Here is a 15,609-nt window from a genome sequence, read left to right as displayed (position 1 = left end):
ATGGGCTGGGATAGAAAGGCTCCTTCTGTGGTGCAAGCTCCGACGCCGCCGATGCTGGGTCGTTGGGTACTCGCGGCCGTCGTCGCGGTGGTGGTGGGTGTGCTGTTGTTTCTGTTGCACGCCTCAATTCAGTTAGCGCAACTGCAGGCGATCAATGTCTGGTTATTGTCTGGCTTGCCACTGCTGGTCTGGGTTTTGCTGTTCGGTTCCCGTGCCTATTTCTACGGTGGGGCGCTGAGCCAGCATCAATTTCTCGAGGAGGAGGCAGTCAATGCGCAACTGGCCTGGCAAGACTGGGCGCAACGATATCTGGCCGTGCATACCAGCTGTGTGCTGCTGCCGGATCAGGTGTCTGCCAGTGTGCTGCAAGGTCGCCGGGATTTGCCGCTGCGTACAGGACAAGCCAGGCGCATAGCCGCTCTGCCTGAGCAGGGCGATCGCGCGCAGGCGGGTTTGCAGTTGTTGTTGCCAGTGCTCGGTCCGGCGTTGAAGGCCTTGCCCGCTGAAAAGGCGTTGCGCGTCACGCTATTGAGTGACATAGAGCCCGATCACGACGCTGCATTGCGCGACGTCTGGCAGCAGTGGCAAACCTCCCATCTCACGCAACCTGCAACGGTCACCCTGACCGATGAATTGTCGTGCCAATGGATCGACGACACGCTGAAGACCGCCCGCGCAGCCCTCGAGTTGATCCTGGTCGTGCAGGTAAACGGCGGGGAGGCGTACTCCGATGGGCTGGCGGCCTTGTTGCTATGTCCAGACCAGTTGGCCGTTGCCTGGGACCTTCCTGTGCAAGGTGGCTTGTTGCGCCCGATGCCTTTGGATGTCGCCACGTTGAACAGCGAGCTGGCGCTGTTCCAGCAAACCCAGACGATGGCGCTTCAGGCGACGGGGGTGTTGGCGGACAGCGCTGACTGGCAGCCGCTGACCGGCAATGTCTTCGCCATTATCGGTGCTCAGGCTGTCTCGTTGAGTGCGCAGCAACTGTGGGTTCAGGAGCACCTGTGCGGACTGCCCGGACCCTTTGGTCATTGGTTGGCAGCCGCCTTCGGGTTGGAAATGGTTCGACACCAGCAGCAGCCAGTGCTGCTGCTCGCCAAAGATGAGTCACGGTATTGGATCAGTACCGTTATCGCGGGAGAGGTGGCATGAAAGGATGGAGCAACCCATGGCGTCGGGCGGGTGCGGCGGTGTGGATCAGTGTATTGATGGCGGCCCTGGCCTGGGTGATACAGGCATATGGTGAGCGGATGGGGCTGGTGGAAAACCATCACCGGATGCTCGCTTTCTTGTTGATCGTTCTTATTGCAGCGATCGGGCATCTTGCGCCCCGTTTGTTGATGCAGTTGAAGCGGCGAAGTCATCGCGATCAGGGGCAGGCCGACAAGGTGTTTCCCCAGGCGGACGCGGGTTTGGTACTGCCTAAGGCCCCAGAATTTGACAGCACGCCATTGCTCGAGTCCCTGCGTGCCAACCGCGGCCTTTTCTGGCGTCGTAAGATCCGCCTCCTGCTCATCGTCGGCGAACCCGAGCAAATCACGGCCGTTGCCCCCGGCCTGAGTTCGGACCATTGGCTGGAAGACGAGGATACCGTGCTGTTGTGGGGTGGCAGCGTGCAGCAAGCACTGGACGATAAGGTGATCGCCCAGTTCCGCCGCCTGACCCGCTGGCGTGCCTTCGACGGCGTGGTCTGGGCGGTGAATGCCGAGCAGAGCGCCGACGGCAACCGGATGGGCAGCGGCCGGCGTCATTTGCAGGCGCTGGCGCGGGCATTAGGGTGGTCGGTGCCGCTGCACCTGTGGCAGGTCTGCGCCAGTAACTGGGTGCAGGACAAACGCCCGAGTCAGGCGGTGGGTTGTGCGCTGCTGCCACGCCTGACCGCAGCAGAATTGGAAACGTCGCTGCACAGTGTGCTCGGCCCGATGCGTCAGCAAGGTTGGGCGCAGATGAACCTGACAATGGCGCATGACTTTCTGGTGCGCCTGGCGCGGGATCTGGAGGTCGAGGGCGTGGCCCGCTGGCGTAATGCACTGGCGCCGTGGTTTGGGACCGAAAAACAAGATGTACCGTTGCGCGGCCTGTGGTTTAGCCTGCCGTTGGCGGGCAGGTCGGATGGCCAAAAAGAACACTTCTGGTCCATGGATCCGGCTTGGCACGGTGTGCTCGGCGAGCCAAAACAACCGAGCCATCGCCTGGGCTGGAGCGCGCCACGCGTCGCTTATGGCGTGGTGTTGGCCGTGGCCCTGGTCTGGGGCGCCGGCCTGCTGCTGTCGTTCCTCAGCAATCGCGTGCAGATCCACCATTTGCAAACCGCTCTGACCACGCAGCAGCAAGCCGCCCCCGGCGACGCGCAACTGAGCGCCCTCAACGAGCTGACCCGCGAACTCGGCCGCCTGGATTACCGCGCCAGCCACGTCACCCCGTGGTATCAGCGTTTCGGCCTGAACCAGAACGACGCGCTGTTGGCTATGCTGTGGCCGCGTTACATCGAGGCCAATCAGCGCCTGTTGCGTGACCCGGCAGCGGCCACCCTCAAGGCCCGGCTCATAGCCCTGGTCAAGCTGCCACCGGACAGCCCCGAACGCGCCAAGCAGGCCTCGGCCGCCTACGCGCAACTAAAGGCGTATTTGATGCTGGCCCGTCCGGAAAAAACCGATCCGGATTTCCTCACCCAAGCCTTGGTGGACACCGAACCACAAGGCACCGGATTCTCACCAGGCCTCTGGCATGCGCTGGCACCGACCCTGTGGGCCTTTTACGCCGAACAACTGGCCGCCCACCCAAACTGGCGCATCGACGCCGATCCCAAGCTGGTGGCCCAGGTGCGGCAGGTGCTGATCAGCCAACTGGGCCAGCGCAACGGCGAAGCCAGCCTGTACCAGACTGTGCTCGACAACGCGGCCAACCACGCCCCGGCGCTGGCCCTGCAACAGATGGTCGGCGACACCGAGGCCGCGGCGTTGTTTGCCACTTCAGCGGAGGTGCCGGGCGTGTTCACCCGCCAGGCCTGGGAAGGCCAGGTGCGCCCGGCCATCGACGCCATCGCCGAGGCGCGCCGCGAAGAAATCGACTGGGTGCTCAGCGACAACCCGGCGCGTCTCGCCGCCGACCTGAGCCCGGAGCAGCTCAAGCAACGCCTGACCGAACGCTATTTCCAGGACTACGCCCACGCCTGGCTGGACTTCCTCAACCAACTGCGCTGGCAACCGGTGGACAGCCTCGGCGAGGTGATCGACCAGTTGGCGCTGATGAGCGATGCGCGCCAGTCGCCGCTGATCGCGCTGATGAACACCTTGGCCTATCAGGGCCAGGCTGGCACCCGTCGTCAAGCGCTGGCCGAGTCATTGGTGCAATCGGCGCAGCAACTGCTCGGCAAGGAGCCAGTGCCGGTGATCGATCAGGGCATGCCCGGCAGCGGCAGCCCGCTGGACGCCACCTTTGGCCCGCTGTTGACCTTGCTGGGCAAAGACGTCGACAACCAAAACGACAGCGAACGCCTGAGCCTGCAAGCCTTCCTCAACCGCGTCACCCGGGTGCGCCTGAAGCTGCAGCAAGTGAGCAACGCGCCCAACCCCCAGGCGATGACCCAGGCCCTGGCGCAATCAGTTTTCCAAGGCCACAGCGTCGACCTCACCGACACCCAGGCCTACGGCAGCCTGCTTGCCGCCAGCCTCGGTGCCGAGTGGGACGGCATCGGCCAGACCCTGTTCGTGCAGCCGCTGGAACAGGCCTGGCAACGGGTGCTGCAACCCTCGGTGGCCGGTCTCAACAGCCAGTGGCAACGGGCGATCGTGCGGGACTGGCAGGGCGCCTTCGCCGGGCGTTACCCCTTCGCCGCCACCGGCAGCGATGCCTCGCTGCCGATGCTCGGGCAGATGATCCGCGCCGACGCCGGGCGCATCGACCAGTTCCTCCAGCAGCAACTGGGCGGCGTGCTGCGCAAGGAAGGCAGTCGCTGGGTGGCCGACGCCCGGCACAGCCAGGGCCTGCACTTCAACCCCAAGTTCCTCGCGGCGATCAACCAGCTCAGCCACCTCGCCGACGTGCTCTACACCGACGGCGGCATGGGCCTGAGCTTCGAGCTGCGTGGCAAGCCGGTGCGCGACGTGGTGCAGACCACCTTCATCCTCAACGGCGAAAAACATGAGTATTTCAACCAGAAGGAACGCTGGCAGCGCTTCAGCTGGCCGGGCTTCAGCCAGCATCCGGGCACGCGTTTGCTGTGGATCAGCGTGCTGGCCAACGAGCGCCTTTACGGCGATTACGAAGGCACCTGGGGCCTGATCCGCCTGCTCGAACAGGCAAAAATCACCGCGCTGAACGACACCGACAGCCAATACCGCGTGCAGCTTCGGGCCCCGGACGGCCTCGACCTGACCTGGCACCTGCGCACTGAGCTGGGCGCAGGGCCGCTGGCGTTGCTCAAGTTGCGCGGCTTTGAATTGCCGGCGCAGATTTTTCTCGGCGAAGGCACTCAAGCGCAGCCTTATGCGCAGAATGGAAGTTACCCATGAGCCTGCTCAAACTGATCACCCGTTGCCTCGGCGAACGTGACCCGCTGGCCCTTGCCCGTACCCAGGCCGACTGTTGGCAATCCTGGTTGCAGCCCATCAGCGCGCAGTCGCCGGTCGGTGAAGACCCGGGTTACGACGATGACTTCCAGCGCATGCGCGAAGAGGTCAACAAGCTCTCCGGCGCGAACGTCGACGAGGTAATTCAGCTGGCGGAGAAGTTGCTCGGCCAGCGCAGCAAGGATTTGCGCATCGCCACTTATTACCTGTGGGCACGCCTGCAGAAGGACGGTGAGACGGGGTTGGCCGATGGCCTTGGTTTGTTGGCGGCACTGATCGAGCGCTATGCCGGCGAGGTGTTTCCGGAACGGGCCAACAGTCGCAAGATGGCCCTGGAATGGTTGACCAGCGCCAAGGTGCTGGATTGTCTGTCGCTTTACCCTGAAGTGGTCAAGGCCGAGGCGGAACGCACGGCGGCGGCGCTGGCCTGGCTTGAACATGGGTTGCAAGCCTGGCCCGAGGATCAGCGGCCGCAGCTGGATGCGTTGCATGGGGCGTTGTCGGCGCGCCTGGCACAGTCTGGTGGGGTCGATGCGGTGGTGCCGCAACACAGCGCCAGCCACGAGTCCGTCAGCCAGGCCAGCGCGCCGGGCAGCCTGGCCATCAAGTCTGGGCGCGACCTGCTGGACAGCGGCCGGACCTTGGCCGGTTACCTGCGCGACCAGCCACAAGGCTGGCTGGCGGCGCACCGCCTGATGAAAAGCCTGCGCTGGGACACCTTGCACGAGCCGCCCCTGCAGGACGCCAGCGGCACCACGCGCCTGGCGCCGCCCCGGAGCGAATCCCGGGCGCAACTAAAGCGCCTGTATCAGCAGCAGAACTGGAGCGAATTGCTCGATCAGGTCGAGCGCACGTTCGCCGAGGGGGTCAACCATTTCTGGCTGGACCTGCAGTGGTACCTGGTCCAGGCCCTGAGCAAACTACCGGCGCCTCACGACGGCTGGGCCGACATCGTCAAGCGCGACCTGGGTATGTTCCTCGAGCGGCTGCCGGGCTTGGAGGCGCTGGGGTGGAACGACGGTACACCGTTCGCCGACGAGACCACCCGTGAATGGATCGCTCAGCACGTAAGCGCGCAACAGTCGCGCCAGCTCCTGCCCGCGGCGGCCCCGGCTGCGGTCATGGCCGATGGCGAGATTCTGTCCCTGGAAAGCGAGGCGTTGGCCCAGGCCGATAGCGACGGCGTCGAACATGCACTGGCCTGGCTGGCCGCGCGCCCGGACATTCACAGCGGTCGCCAGCGCTGGCTGCTGCGCCTGCTGATGGCGCGCGTGGCCGAGCAATGTGGCAAGAACGACCTGGCCCTGCACTTGCTCGGTGAACTGGATGCCACGGCCGAGCGCCAGGCCTTGGCGGACTGGGAGCCGGAATTGAATTTCGAGGTCAAGGCCCGCCTGCTCAAGCTGACCCGCCTGAAAGCGCAGCGTAACGACGCCGACAAGCCGGCCCTGAACCGGCGCATGGAGACGTTGCTGGCGGCGCTGGTTGCCATCAATCCGGTACGCGCCGCCGTACTGTGCGGTTGAACCCCATTTATCAGGATCATTTACAGCATGGACAATCTGACACTGCGTTATTACGACGCCGAGATGCGCTACCTGCGCGAAGCCGGGCAGGAGTTTGCGCAAGCGTTTCCCGACCGCGCGGCGCAGTTGAACCTGGACAAACCCGGCGCCCGCGATCCCTATGTGGAGCGCCTGTTCGAGGGCTTCGCTTTCTTGATGGGGCGCCTGCGCGAAAAGCTCGACGACGACTTGCCGGAGTTGACCGAAGGCCTGGTCAGCCTGTTGTGGCCCCATTACCTGCGCACCATTCCCTCGCTGTCGATCGTCGAGTTCCAGGTGGAACTGGCACAGATCAGGCGCAGCGAGCTGATCGCCGCCGGCCAGGAGGTGCTCTCGCAACCCATCGGACCGCAGCGTACCGTATGCCGTTACACCACCACCCAGGACCTGCGACTGCAACCCATCGAATTGCAATCCTTGCACCTGGCCCATGAGCCCGACGGCCGCTCGCTGCTGCGCCTGCGGTTTGCCTGCGCAACGGCGATCGACTGGAGCCAGATCGACCTCAGCCGCGTGCCGATGTACCTCAACGCCGATGCCCCCCTGGCCAGCGCGCTGCATCAGGCACTGACCCTGAATGCCGAGGCGTTGTATGTGCGCCTGCCGGGCGAGGCGCAACGAGTTGCACTGGCAGGTCATTTCGCGCCCAAGGGCTTTGCCGATGAGGACCGCTTGTGGCCAAAGGGCGACAGCGCGTTCAGCGGCTATCAGCTGCTGCTGGAATATTTCACCTTCCGCGAGAAGTTCATGTTCGTCACCCTCCATGGCCTGGACCAGGTGAACATCACTGCGGATATGCCCTGGTTCGAACTGGAGGTGCTCCTGCGCGAGTCGTGGCCGCAGGCATTCAACCTGAGCGCCGAACACCTTCGCCTGCATGCGGTGCCAGTGATCAATCTGTTCAACCTGGATGCCGACCCGATGACGCTGGATCCGTTGCAAACCGACTACCTGCTGCGCCCGATGCGCCTGCAGGATGGTCACACGGAAATCTACTCGGTGGACCGGGTCACCGCATCGAAGAATGCCGAGAGCCTGGACTATGTGCCGTTCAGCAGTTTTCGTCACAAGGGCGGAATGTTGCGCGACGAGGCGCCCGAGCGGTACTTCCATACCCGCCTCAAGCGTGGCGCCAATGGCCTGCACGATACCTGGCTGATTCTCGGGGGCGACGGCTTCGATCAGGATCGCTTGCAAGGCAGCCAGAGCCTGTCCCTGCAACTGACCGGGACCCACGGGCTGCTGCCACGCAAGGCGCTGCAAAGCACCCTGCTTGACGGGCTGGTCAACACCGCCTTGAGCGGCTTGCGCGTGCGCAATCTGAGCGCCCCGACCTTGCCTTGCTATCCGCCGAACCGCGACCGCTTCCACTGGCGAGTACTCAGTCACCTGGGTTCCAACTTCCTGCCGATGCTCGATAACGCCGAAGTGCTGCGCGGCACCCTGGCGCTGTACGACTGGAGCGGCAGCGAGCTGAACCGCCGTCGCCTGGCGGCTATCGTCGAAGTCAGGCACCACCTGGTACAGCGGTTCGAAAAGGGCTTTCTGCTACGCGGCGTGGACATCGAAGTGACCCTCGACGCCCATGGTTTTTGCGGCGAGGGCGACGTCAGCCTGTTTGGCGAAATGCTTCATCGCTTCTTCGCGCTGTACGCCGACATTCACCTGTTCAACCAGCTCACGCTGATCCTTCAACCTACTGGAAAGTGCCTGCGATGGAACGAGAACCACAGTCAGCGTATTCCCGGCTGAAAGCCGGCGGATTGCTCGAAGCGCTGGAAGGGCGGGTGGCCGAAGCGAGTCTGTACCGGTTCTGCCAGTTGCTCGAGCAAGCCCTGCCGGGCCATCCACCCCTGGGCAGCACCAGCCACCCGGCGGACGACCCGGTACGCTTTCGCCCGGACCCCGGCATGGGCTTTCCTGCCGGTGAACTGAAGGCCATCGAAATCGACGACCGCCAACCGCTGCGCCCGGCGACCGTGCGCACCCGGCTGTTGGGGTTGTATGGCGTGGACTCGCCATTGCCGACGGCTTTTGTCGATGACATTGCCCAGCGCCGCGACGGGCATGAGGCGCTTGAGGCGTTTCTGGATATTTTCAACCACCGGATCTTCACCCAGTTCTATCGGATCTGGCGCAAGTATTCCTACCCGGCCACCTTCGAAGCCGGCGGCAGTGATGCGACTTCCCAGTGTCTGCTGGGCCTGGTCGGGCTGGGGATTCCCGGCACGGCCAAGCGCATTGCCACGCCGGTTTCGCGGTTTCTCGCGCTGCTTAGTGTGATGCGCATGCCCACCCGCAACGCCGAGGGCATCACCGCTCTGGTGTCGCTGCTGGCCCCAGAGACCCGGGCCAGGATCACGCCGCACTGGCCACAGAAAATCCCCCTGGTTCATCCGGCGAGTCTGTCCGTGAGTCGTCCGGTCAGTCTGTCCCAGGGCACGCCGCTGGGCAGCAACGGATTCGACGCCAACAGCCAGCTGCACCTGGCGCTGTTCACCAGGGACCGGGACGAAGCACGGGGCTGGTTGCCCGATGGCCAGTTGTACAACGATCTGCTGGTGTTGCTGCGGGTCTACCTAGGCTGGCGCTGCACCGCCAGGCTGCAGTTATCGCTGCCGGTGCGCAGCTTGCCGCAACCGGTGCTGGGGCGGGCGCCGATCCGCCTGGGCATGACCGGCATGCTGGGTTCGGGCTCTGACACCTGGCAGGGCACGGAACACGACACCATCACCATCAATCTGGGCCGCTACCAGGGCCTGTTGAAAAACACTCGGAACAGGGAAGCACAGCATGTCGCGTACCGTTGGTAATTCATTGATCCTGACGACGCTGGCGGTAGTGCTCGCCGGCTGTGGTGTCACTCAGACTGTCTCGCAAGGCACGGCAACTGCCACCCGCTCGATTTTCTACAAACAGGTGAAAGACCTGCGCCTGGATTTCAGTGCCCGCACGGCCATCAACACTGATGTTGCGGACATGAATGCAATGTCGGTCCCGACGCTGGTACGGGTCTATCAACTGAGCGACAGCGAGGCGCTGCAGAGGGCTTCCTACGACAGCCTGCTCGGTGGCGACGAGCAGGCGCTGGCCGGCGAATTGCTCGATACCCGGGCACTGGTGATCAAGCCGGGCGAGGGCGCGAAACTGGATGTGCCGCTGGACAAGGACGCGCGTTTCGTCACGGTGGTCGCGCTGTTTCGTAACCCCGATGTGCAGATGAACACCTGGCGCCTGACCTTGAACCGCGACGACCTCGACCCCGACCGGGCGCGGGTCATCGAGCTTGGGGACAACCAATTGACCCTGCGCGCATTCGCCCGGGACTGACCATGCCTGACCTCAATCCATCGCTTTACGAAACACTGCTGCAGAACTTCGACGGTGACCTGGACCTGCATCAAGTCAATGAAGCGGACCAGCACACGCTGTCGGTACTGGACAACCTGCAACGCATCCTCAACAGCCGGGCCGGAACACTCGCGCACCTGCCCGATTACGGTCTTCCCGACATGGGCCAGATCCTCCAGGGCCTGCCGGGTTCGGCGCACGTGTTGAAGAGGGCCATGCAGGACACCCTGAGCAAGTACGAACCGCGCCTGGCGACCGTGCACATCGAGTTGCTCGAGCAGGCTTTGCCGGGCCATCTGGACTACAGCCTCGACGTCCAGCTCAAAAGCGGCCGGCAGGTGACCTTCGGTACCACACTGGCAGCGGAGGGCAAAGTCCTGGTGCGCCATCTGAAACGACAGCAATGGCTGTCGAAATCCTGAACTTATAAAGCAACGGAGGCTGACGGTGCTATTTGAAATGCGTATTCGACTGGGCGGTGATCCGCGCGGTCATGGTGAGTTTATTGCGCTGCGCGAAGAGCTGGCGAAGTTGAGTCATCCGGCCTGTCCCGATGTGGATTGGGCCAGAGTGGAGCAGTGGTGCCTGGCACTGTTCGAACACAACGGCGCAGACCTGCAGACGGCCGCCGCGTTTGCCCTGGCGCGCAGCCAGCGGCATGGCGTGGAAGGCATGACCCAGGGGGTGACGCTGATCGAAACCCTGTGCGGCCAGTGGGCGGCCTGTTGGCCACCCATGGCGTCTGTGCGCCTGGATATCCTCGCCTGGCTGTGCGTGCAGTGGCAGGCGTTGTTGCGCAATCTGGCGCCGGGAACACAACACTTCCCCGAGTTGCTTCAACTGGACAGCGGGCTGGCGCGTCTGCAGCAGCGTCTGGAGCTGCAGGCACAAGCGCCGGTGGTGGCCCTGCATGCCTTGCGCCAGCAGATCGAGAGCCTGATCCGGCGCATGCAGCGCAGCAGCGTTGTGGTGGGGACACTCTCGCCGCCTGCAAGGGAGCCGGCGCCGCCCGGGTTGATGCCCGTGGTGATATTGCCGCCCAACCCCTTGCCCATGCCTGAAATGCCGCCGGCGAAGCGTCCCGTGGCCCGGTGGCTTTGCGCTGCGGCCGTTGTGACGGGCCTGGTCAGCGGAGCCTGGTGGCTGGGCTCGACCGGCGTCGCCGAGCAACGCCTGGCGCATCTATTGCAGCCGCCACCGACTATTGTCGCGCCTGTGCGCCTGGACAGCCTGTCGTTGTTCGAGGCCGGCAGCGCCGAGCTCAAGCCGGGTTCGACCAAGATCCTGATCAGCGCCCTGGTCGACATCAAGGCTCAGCCGGGCTGGCTGATTGTGATAGGCGGGCACACGGATGGCCGCGGCAGTGCGCAGCACAATCAGCAACTCTCCCACGCCCGGGCCTCGGCCGTGCGTGACTGGATGCAACGCATGGGTGATATTCCGGACAGTTGCTTTGCGGTGCAGGGGTTTGCCGCCAGCCAGCCTGTCAGCAGTGATGACAGCGAAACCGGGCGTGCGGCGAACCGACGGGTTGAAATCAGCCTGTTGCCACATGCGGGTGCATGTGGGCAAACGGCGTCAGAGGAGCGCCCTGTGTAAGCGAGGGGGAGGGAAATACAGGCGTAGCCGCGGTCCGTTCCCGCGGCTACGCCTGCACAGGGTTCAAGCCTTGATCACATATCCATAAGCGCGAATACGCCCCTCATGCTCCTTCAGATAAACCCCCTGCAACTCCGGCGTGAAACCGGGCAAGCGGTTGATGCCTTCCTCCAGCGCCAGGAAGTACTTCAACACCGCGCCCCCCCAGATTTCCCCCGGCACCACGCACAAGACGCCCGGCGGGTAAGGCAACGCGCCCTCGGCCGCAATGCGCCCATCGGCATCCGCCAGCGCCACCAGTTCGACGTTGCCGCGGATGTATTCGATTTGCGCTTGTTGCGGGTTCATGGCCTTTTTCGGGAAGTGTTCCTTGCGGAACATGTCCTTCTGCAGTTGCTGCACGTTGTGGTGGCGGTACAGGTCGTGCATTTCCTGGCAGAGCTGGCGAATGGTGTAGTTGCGATAACGTTCCTGATGCTGCGCATAGATCGCCGGCAGCACCCGGCTCATCGGCGCGTCATCGCTGATGAATCGTTCGAAGCGGGCGATCTGTGCGGCCAGGTGGGTCATCTTCGCCCAGTCTTCGGCCGGGGTGAGCAGGAACAGGATCGAGTTGAGGTCGCATTTTTCCGGAACGATGCCGTTCTCGCGCAGGAAGTTGGCAAGGATGCCGGCGTGAATGCCGAAGTCGGTGTAGCTGCCATCGACCGGGTCGATGCCCGGGGTGGTGAACAGCAGCTTGCACGGGTCGATGAAGTACTGCTTTTCGGCATAACCAGCAAAGGCGTGCCAGCGATCCTTGGGATGGAACTCGAAGAAGCGGATGTCGCTGGCGATTTCCTCCGTTGGATAGTCTTCCCACGCACGCCCTTCAATGGTGTACGGCACGAACGGGCGGACCATGGTGCAGGCTTCGAGAATCAATTTGCGCGCCTCGATGCCGAACTTCACGCAGTCTTCCCACAACCGCAGGCCGCTACGGCCTGAGTGGATGCGCGCATTCACATCCAGCGAGGCGAACAGCGGGTAGAACGGGCTCGTCGAGGCCTGGGCCATGAAGGCGTTGTTGAGCCGGTGGTGGTTGCAATAACGCGCCTGGCCCTTGATGTGACGGTCTTTCTTGTGCACCTGGGAGGCCTGGGAAAAACCGGCCTGCTGTTTGTGCACCGATTGGGTGACGAAGATGCCGGGGTCGTTTTCGTCGAGGTCGAGCAACAGCGGCGAGCAGTCTTTCATCATCGGGATAAACTGCTCGTAGCCGACCCACGCCGAGTCGAACAGGATGTAGTCGCACAGCTTGCCGATGCGGTCGACCACTTGCCGGGCGTTGTACACGGTACCGTCGTAGGTGCCCAGTTGAATGATCGCCAGGCGAAATGGCCGCGGCAGTTGCGCCTTGTCCGGGGCGACTTCGGCGATCAGCTCGCGCAGGTAGTCTTCTTCGAAACAGTGGGCGTCGATGCCGCCGATGAAACCGTAGGGGTTGCGCGCGGTTTCCAGGTAGACCGGCGTGGCACCGGCCTGCAGCAGCGCGCCCTGGTGATTGGACTTGTGGTTGTTGCGGTCGAACAGCACCAGGTCGCCGGGGGTCAACAGGGCGTTGGTCACCACTTTGTTCGACGCCGAGGTACCGTTGAGCACGAAGTAGGTCTTGTCGGCGTTGAACACCTGCGCGGCGTGTTTCTGCGCCAGCAGCGCCGGGCCTTCGTGGATCAGCAGGTCGCCGAGCTTGACGTCGGCGTTGCACATGTCGGCACGAAACAGCGTTTCGCCGAAGAAGTCGAAAAACTGCCGGCCGGCCGGGTGCTTGCGGAAAAACTGGCCGCCCTGGTGACCGGGGCAGGCAAAGGTCGCGTTGGCCGCCTCGGTGTAGTGCTTGAGCGAATCGAAGAACGGGGGCAGCAGGCTTTCTTCATAGGCCTTGGCCGCTGTCTCCAGTTGGTTGCCATGGTATTCGACGTTGCTGGGTGACAGGTCGAAGATCCCGTTCACTTGCAGCAGCACGTCATTGAGGTGTTTGTAGACTTCCCGGGGGCGGGTGCTGGTGCCGGGGGAGGCCACGAGGAAAATCGGGATATCGAAACCGGTGCGCTGGATGACATCCAGGGCACCGGCGAGCACATCATTGACCGACACCACGGCCACGGCCACGTCGGTGAAGTCGGTGTGACCGAGCGGAACCACCTCCCGGGCGTTCAGGAAACATTCGGATGCGCCTTCACTGGCAGCGATTTTCAGGGCTTTCATGGGGTGGTGTCTCCTGGCGGGCACTCAATTGTCCGCAACTTTTTGAGAGATCAACTTCCGGGGGAGCTCCAGCTCCCCTGATCGGAAATCGTGTCACCACTGGTTATAGAGCATATTCCTGATTTGTCAGGCTTTTACCGGTGTGTTGCGAGAGTTGCCGACAGACGCTCAACAACTTGCGCTTCAACGGCGCCTTCGTTGTCAACGTCATGAAACACCGCGCCACTGGCGGTGTATTCGCCTTGAACGCAACGGTAAACCGCCACGACGCTACCGGGGCCTGCGCCGGTGTGGCCGCTCAATATCAGGCCGCTGCTCACGCCACCCTGCATCAAGCCGAGTCCATAACCGGGCGATGTCCATGGACGTCCGGCAAGCGGTCCACCGAGTGCATGCACCGTTCGCATCTGACGTAAAAGTGAGTCGGGCAGAAGTTGACCGGCCATCAGGCGATCCAGGCACAGGGCGGCTTCTGCGAGCGGGCCTGTAAGCAAGCCGTGATAGACCCAACCCGGGTCATAACCGGATGTGCTGCCCATATTGACGTTCGCCAGATCGGCGCAGGTTTTTGCCAGGCGTACACGAGACAAGCCGAGGGGGGCGAAAATGCGCTGGTTCAAGGCTTCTTCGAGGCTGAGGCAGGTGGTGCGCTCAATCAATCGCACAATGTACAGATAACCGACGTTCGAATAGCGCCAACCGTCCCCGGGCGCGTAGCGCAATCGGGAAGCGTCAAGGCGTTGCAACATGTCTTCGGCCGACCACGGGGTTTCATGGCGGGCAACGGCAGCGTGGTAGTCGGCCAACTCGCCGTAATCGGCCAGGCCTGCCTCGTGCCGCAGCAATTGGCGCGGGGTGAACGGGCCTTCGGGCACGGTGCGATCAAGATCAATCAGTTTGTCGCGCACCAGCGACAGCGTGGCAGCCGCGAGCACGGTTTTGGTGAAGCTCCACCAGGGCACCGTGGTATCAGGCTGTTCAGGCGAAAGAAGGCAACCATTCAATACAACGGAAAAAAGCATGAGTCGCCTCAGGTGGGCACAGGGCACTCAATCTGCATGGCCTGTCTGACATCGGTCAAGCGTGAACCAGTGCAATCGTAAAAGAGACCACGATCATGCACGCAAAAGCAAAATTGATATTCATGAAGTTTCCATCCAAAGCATGAGTGACGGCGCCATTTTGAACAGGTCACAGAAAAATAAAAAATTCGGCGTAATGATTTGAAAAATCGAAAAAAATGATACCTGGGCGCGTTCGCCTGGCCGCCCGTTTGTGTTTATCCAACGCTTTGGTTAATCTCGCATAAACGCGCAATTTCACGCATAAACGAGCAAAAACATGCATGACAATCATTCTGCCGCCGAACTGCCGTCAGTGCGCCGGCAAAAAATCCTGTTGATCCTCGAGCGTGACGGCAAAGTCATGGCCTCGGAGTTGAGTCAGCATTTCGCGGTATCCGAAGACACCATCCGCCGCGACCTGGCGGAGCTGGCCAGCACCGGCCTGGTGCAGCGGGTGCACGGCGGGGCGTTGCCGCGACCCAAGGACACGGGCAAGGACTACTTCACCCGGATCAGCGAGACCGACGAGGTAAAAACCCATCTGGCGCAATTGGCCGCGCGACGGGTGCAGGACGGTCAGATCGTGGTGTTCGATTCCGGCACCACCACCTTGCAGATCGCGCGTTCGCTACCGGAAGACATCGTCATTACCGCGATCACTGCATCGCCGATGACGGCCATTACCTTGTCCGAATACAAGGGCATCAAGGTGATCCTGGCCGGCGGCCAGCTCAACCCGGCGACGATGTCGGCCAGCGGCCACGAAACCCTGCGGCTGCTGGCGGGGATCAAGGCCGATTTGCTGTTTACCGGGGTTTGCGCGATACACCCGCAGGTGGGTCTCAGCTCACTGCATTTTGATGAAGTGCCGGTGAAGCAGGCGATGCTCGACTGTGCTTCCCATGTCATCGCCGTCACCACGGCGGACAAACTCGGCGCGGTGGAACCCTTTGTCGTCGCGCCTTGCAACCGCGTGCATACGCTGATCACCGAGCGGCATGTGGCTTCGGGCAATGTCGAGGATTATCGGGGGCTGGGGATTGAGGTGGTGCAGGTTTGATCGTTTTTTGCTGGCGGGTGTATTGAATGTGCCGGCCTCTTCGCGAGCAGGCTCGCTCCCACAAGGGTTATTTGCCGGCCTCGATATTTGAAGTCGACATCAATCCCTGTGGGAGCGAGCCTGCTCGCGAAGACGCCAGCCCAGGCAGCACC

General features: G+C 62.8%; 11 protein-coding genes. 9 read left to right on the top strand and 2 right to left on the bottom strand.

What is annotated here, in order from left to right; all coding sequences use genetic code 11:
* Genes B0D71_RS05900 through B0D71_RS05865 form a run of 8 tightly spaced genes read left to right on the top strand, consistent with a single transcriptional unit; the run spans window position 1 to window position 11,086 of the window.
* On the top strand, window positions 1–1,152 hold the full coding sequence (locus B0D71_RS05900) for a hypothetical protein (RefSeq protein ID WP_240635674.1): 1,152 nt from the start codon (window positions 1–3) through the stop codon (window positions 1,150–1,152).
* A complete protein-coding gene (locus tag B0D71_RS05895; protein ID WP_240635673.1) occupies window positions 1,149–4,514 on the top strand; it encodes an ImcF-related family protein in 3,366 nt (1,121 codons plus the stop codon). Before B0D71_RS05900 ends, B0D71_RS05895 begins: the two co-directional genes overlap by 4 nt.
* Entirely contained in the window at window positions 4,511–6,097 is a 1,587-nt protein-coding gene (tssA, locus tag B0D71_RS05890; protein WP_103393906.1) for a type VI secretion system protein TssA, read from the top strand. The genes B0D71_RS05895 and tssA overlap by 4 nt, the downstream gene beginning before the upstream one ends.
* A gap of 27 nt (window positions 6,098–6,124) precedes the next feature.
* Window positions 6,125–7,888, top strand: a complete 1,764-nt coding sequence (tssF, locus tag B0D71_RS05885; RefSeq protein WP_103393905.1) for a type VI secretion system baseplate subunit TssF — start codon at window positions 6,125–6,127, stop codon at window positions 7,886–7,888.
* On the top strand, window positions 7,852–8,949 hold the full coding sequence (tssG, locus tag B0D71_RS05880; protein ID WP_103393904.1) for a type VI secretion system baseplate subunit TssG: 1,098 nt from the start codon (window positions 7,852–7,854) through the stop codon (window positions 8,947–8,949). Before tssF ends, tssG begins: the two co-directional genes overlap by 37 nt.
* A complete protein-coding gene (gene tssJ, locus B0D71_RS05875; RefSeq protein ID WP_103393903.1) occupies window positions 8,930–9,466 on the top strand; it encodes a type VI secretion system lipoprotein TssJ in 537 nt (178 codons plus the stop codon). Before tssG ends, tssJ begins: the two co-directional genes overlap by 20 nt.
* 2 nt (window positions 9,467–9,468) lie before the next feature.
* Window positions 9,469–9,909, top strand: coding sequence for a type VI secretion system baseplate subunit TssE (gene tssE, locus B0D71_RS05870; RefSeq protein WP_103393902.1), 441 nt, complete (start codon window positions 9,469–9,471; stop codon window positions 9,907–9,909).
* 37 nt (window positions 9,910–9,946) lie between these two features.
* On the top strand, window positions 9,947–11,086 hold the full coding sequence (locus B0D71_RS05865) for an OmpA family protein (protein ID WP_240635672.1): 1,140 nt from the start codon (window positions 9,947–9,949) through the stop codon (window positions 11,084–11,086).
* A gap of 63 nt (window positions 11,087–11,149) precedes the next feature.
* Here the strand turns inward: B0D71_RS05865 and speF are convergent, their stop codons facing one another.
* Together speF and B0D71_RS05855 are read right to left on the bottom strand one after the other, a co-directional pair.
* Window positions 11,150–13,333 (bottom strand): ornithine decarboxylase SpeF, encoded by a 2,184-nt coding sequence (gene speF / locus B0D71_RS05860; protein WP_103393900.1) that lies wholly within the window; start codon window positions 13,331–13,333, stop codon window positions 11,150–11,152.
* Window positions 13,334–13,467: 134 nt separating this feature from the next.
* Window positions 13,468–14,355, bottom strand: a complete 888-nt coding sequence (locus tag B0D71_RS05855; protein ID WP_103393899.1) for a serine hydrolase domain-containing protein — start codon at window positions 14,353–14,355, stop codon at window positions 13,468–13,470.
* Window positions 14,356–14,674: 319 nt separating this feature from the next.
* Here B0D71_RS05855 and B0D71_RS05850 point away from each other — a divergent pair, with 319 nt between their 5' ends.
* The gene (locus tag B0D71_RS05850) at window positions 14,675–15,457 is read left to right on the top strand and encodes a DeoR/GlpR family DNA-binding transcription regulator (protein ID WP_103393898.1); all 783 of its coding nucleotides are present in this window, start codon (window positions 14,675–14,677) and stop codon (window positions 15,455–15,457) included.
* Window positions 15,458–15,609 lie beyond the last annotated feature (152 nt).

This window comes from Pseudomonas laurylsulfativorans, assembly GCF_002906155.1.
Classification (GTDB): Bacteria; Pseudomonadota; Gammaproteobacteria; order Pseudomonadales; family Pseudomonadaceae; genus Aquipseudomonas; species Aquipseudomonas laurylsulfativorans.
The sequence above is the reverse complement of the archived record's forward strand: the minus strand, read 5'-3'. Positions and strand labels throughout refer to the sequence as shown.

Coding starts and splice junctions, on each gene's coding strand:
- B0D71_RS05895 (WP_240635673.1), top strand. CDS start 1,149: ATGAAAGGATGGAGCAACCCATGGCGTCGGGCGGGTGCGGCGGTGTGG.
- speF (WP_103393900.1), bottom strand. CDS start 13,333: ATGAAAGCCCTGAAAATCGCTGCCAGTGAAGGCGCATCCGAATGTTTC.
- tssA (WP_103393906.1), top strand. CDS start 4,511: ATGAGCCTGCTCAAACTGATCACCCGTTGCCTCGGCGAACGTGACCCG.
- B0D71_RS05855 (WP_103393899.1), bottom strand. CDS start 14,355: ATGCTTTTTTCCGTTGTATTGAATGGTTGCCTTCTTTCGCCTGAACAG.
- B0D71_RS05850 (WP_103393898.1), top strand. CDS start 14,675: ATGCATGACAATCATTCTGCCGCCGAACTGCCGTCAGTGCGCCGGCAA.
- B0D71_RS05900 (WP_240635674.1), top strand. CDS start 1: ATGGGCTGGGATAGAAAGGCTCCTTCTGTGGTGCAAGCTCCGACGCCG.
- B0D71_RS05865 (WP_240635672.1), top strand. CDS start 9,947: ATGCGTATTCGACTGGGCGGTGATCCGCGCGGTCATGGTGAGTTTATT.
- tssE (WP_103393902.1), top strand. CDS start 9,469: ATGCCTGACCTCAATCCATCGCTTTACGAAACACTGCTGCAGAACTTC.
- tssJ (WP_103393903.1), top strand. CDS start 8,930: ATGTCGCGTACCGTTGGTAATTCATTGATCCTGACGACGCTGGCGGTA.
- tssG (WP_103393904.1), top strand. CDS start 7,852: ATGGAACGAGAACCACAGTCAGCGTATTCCCGGCTGAAAGCCGGCGGA.
- tssF (WP_103393905.1), top strand. CDS start 6,125: ATGGACAATCTGACACTGCGTTATTACGACGCCGAGATGCGCTACCTG.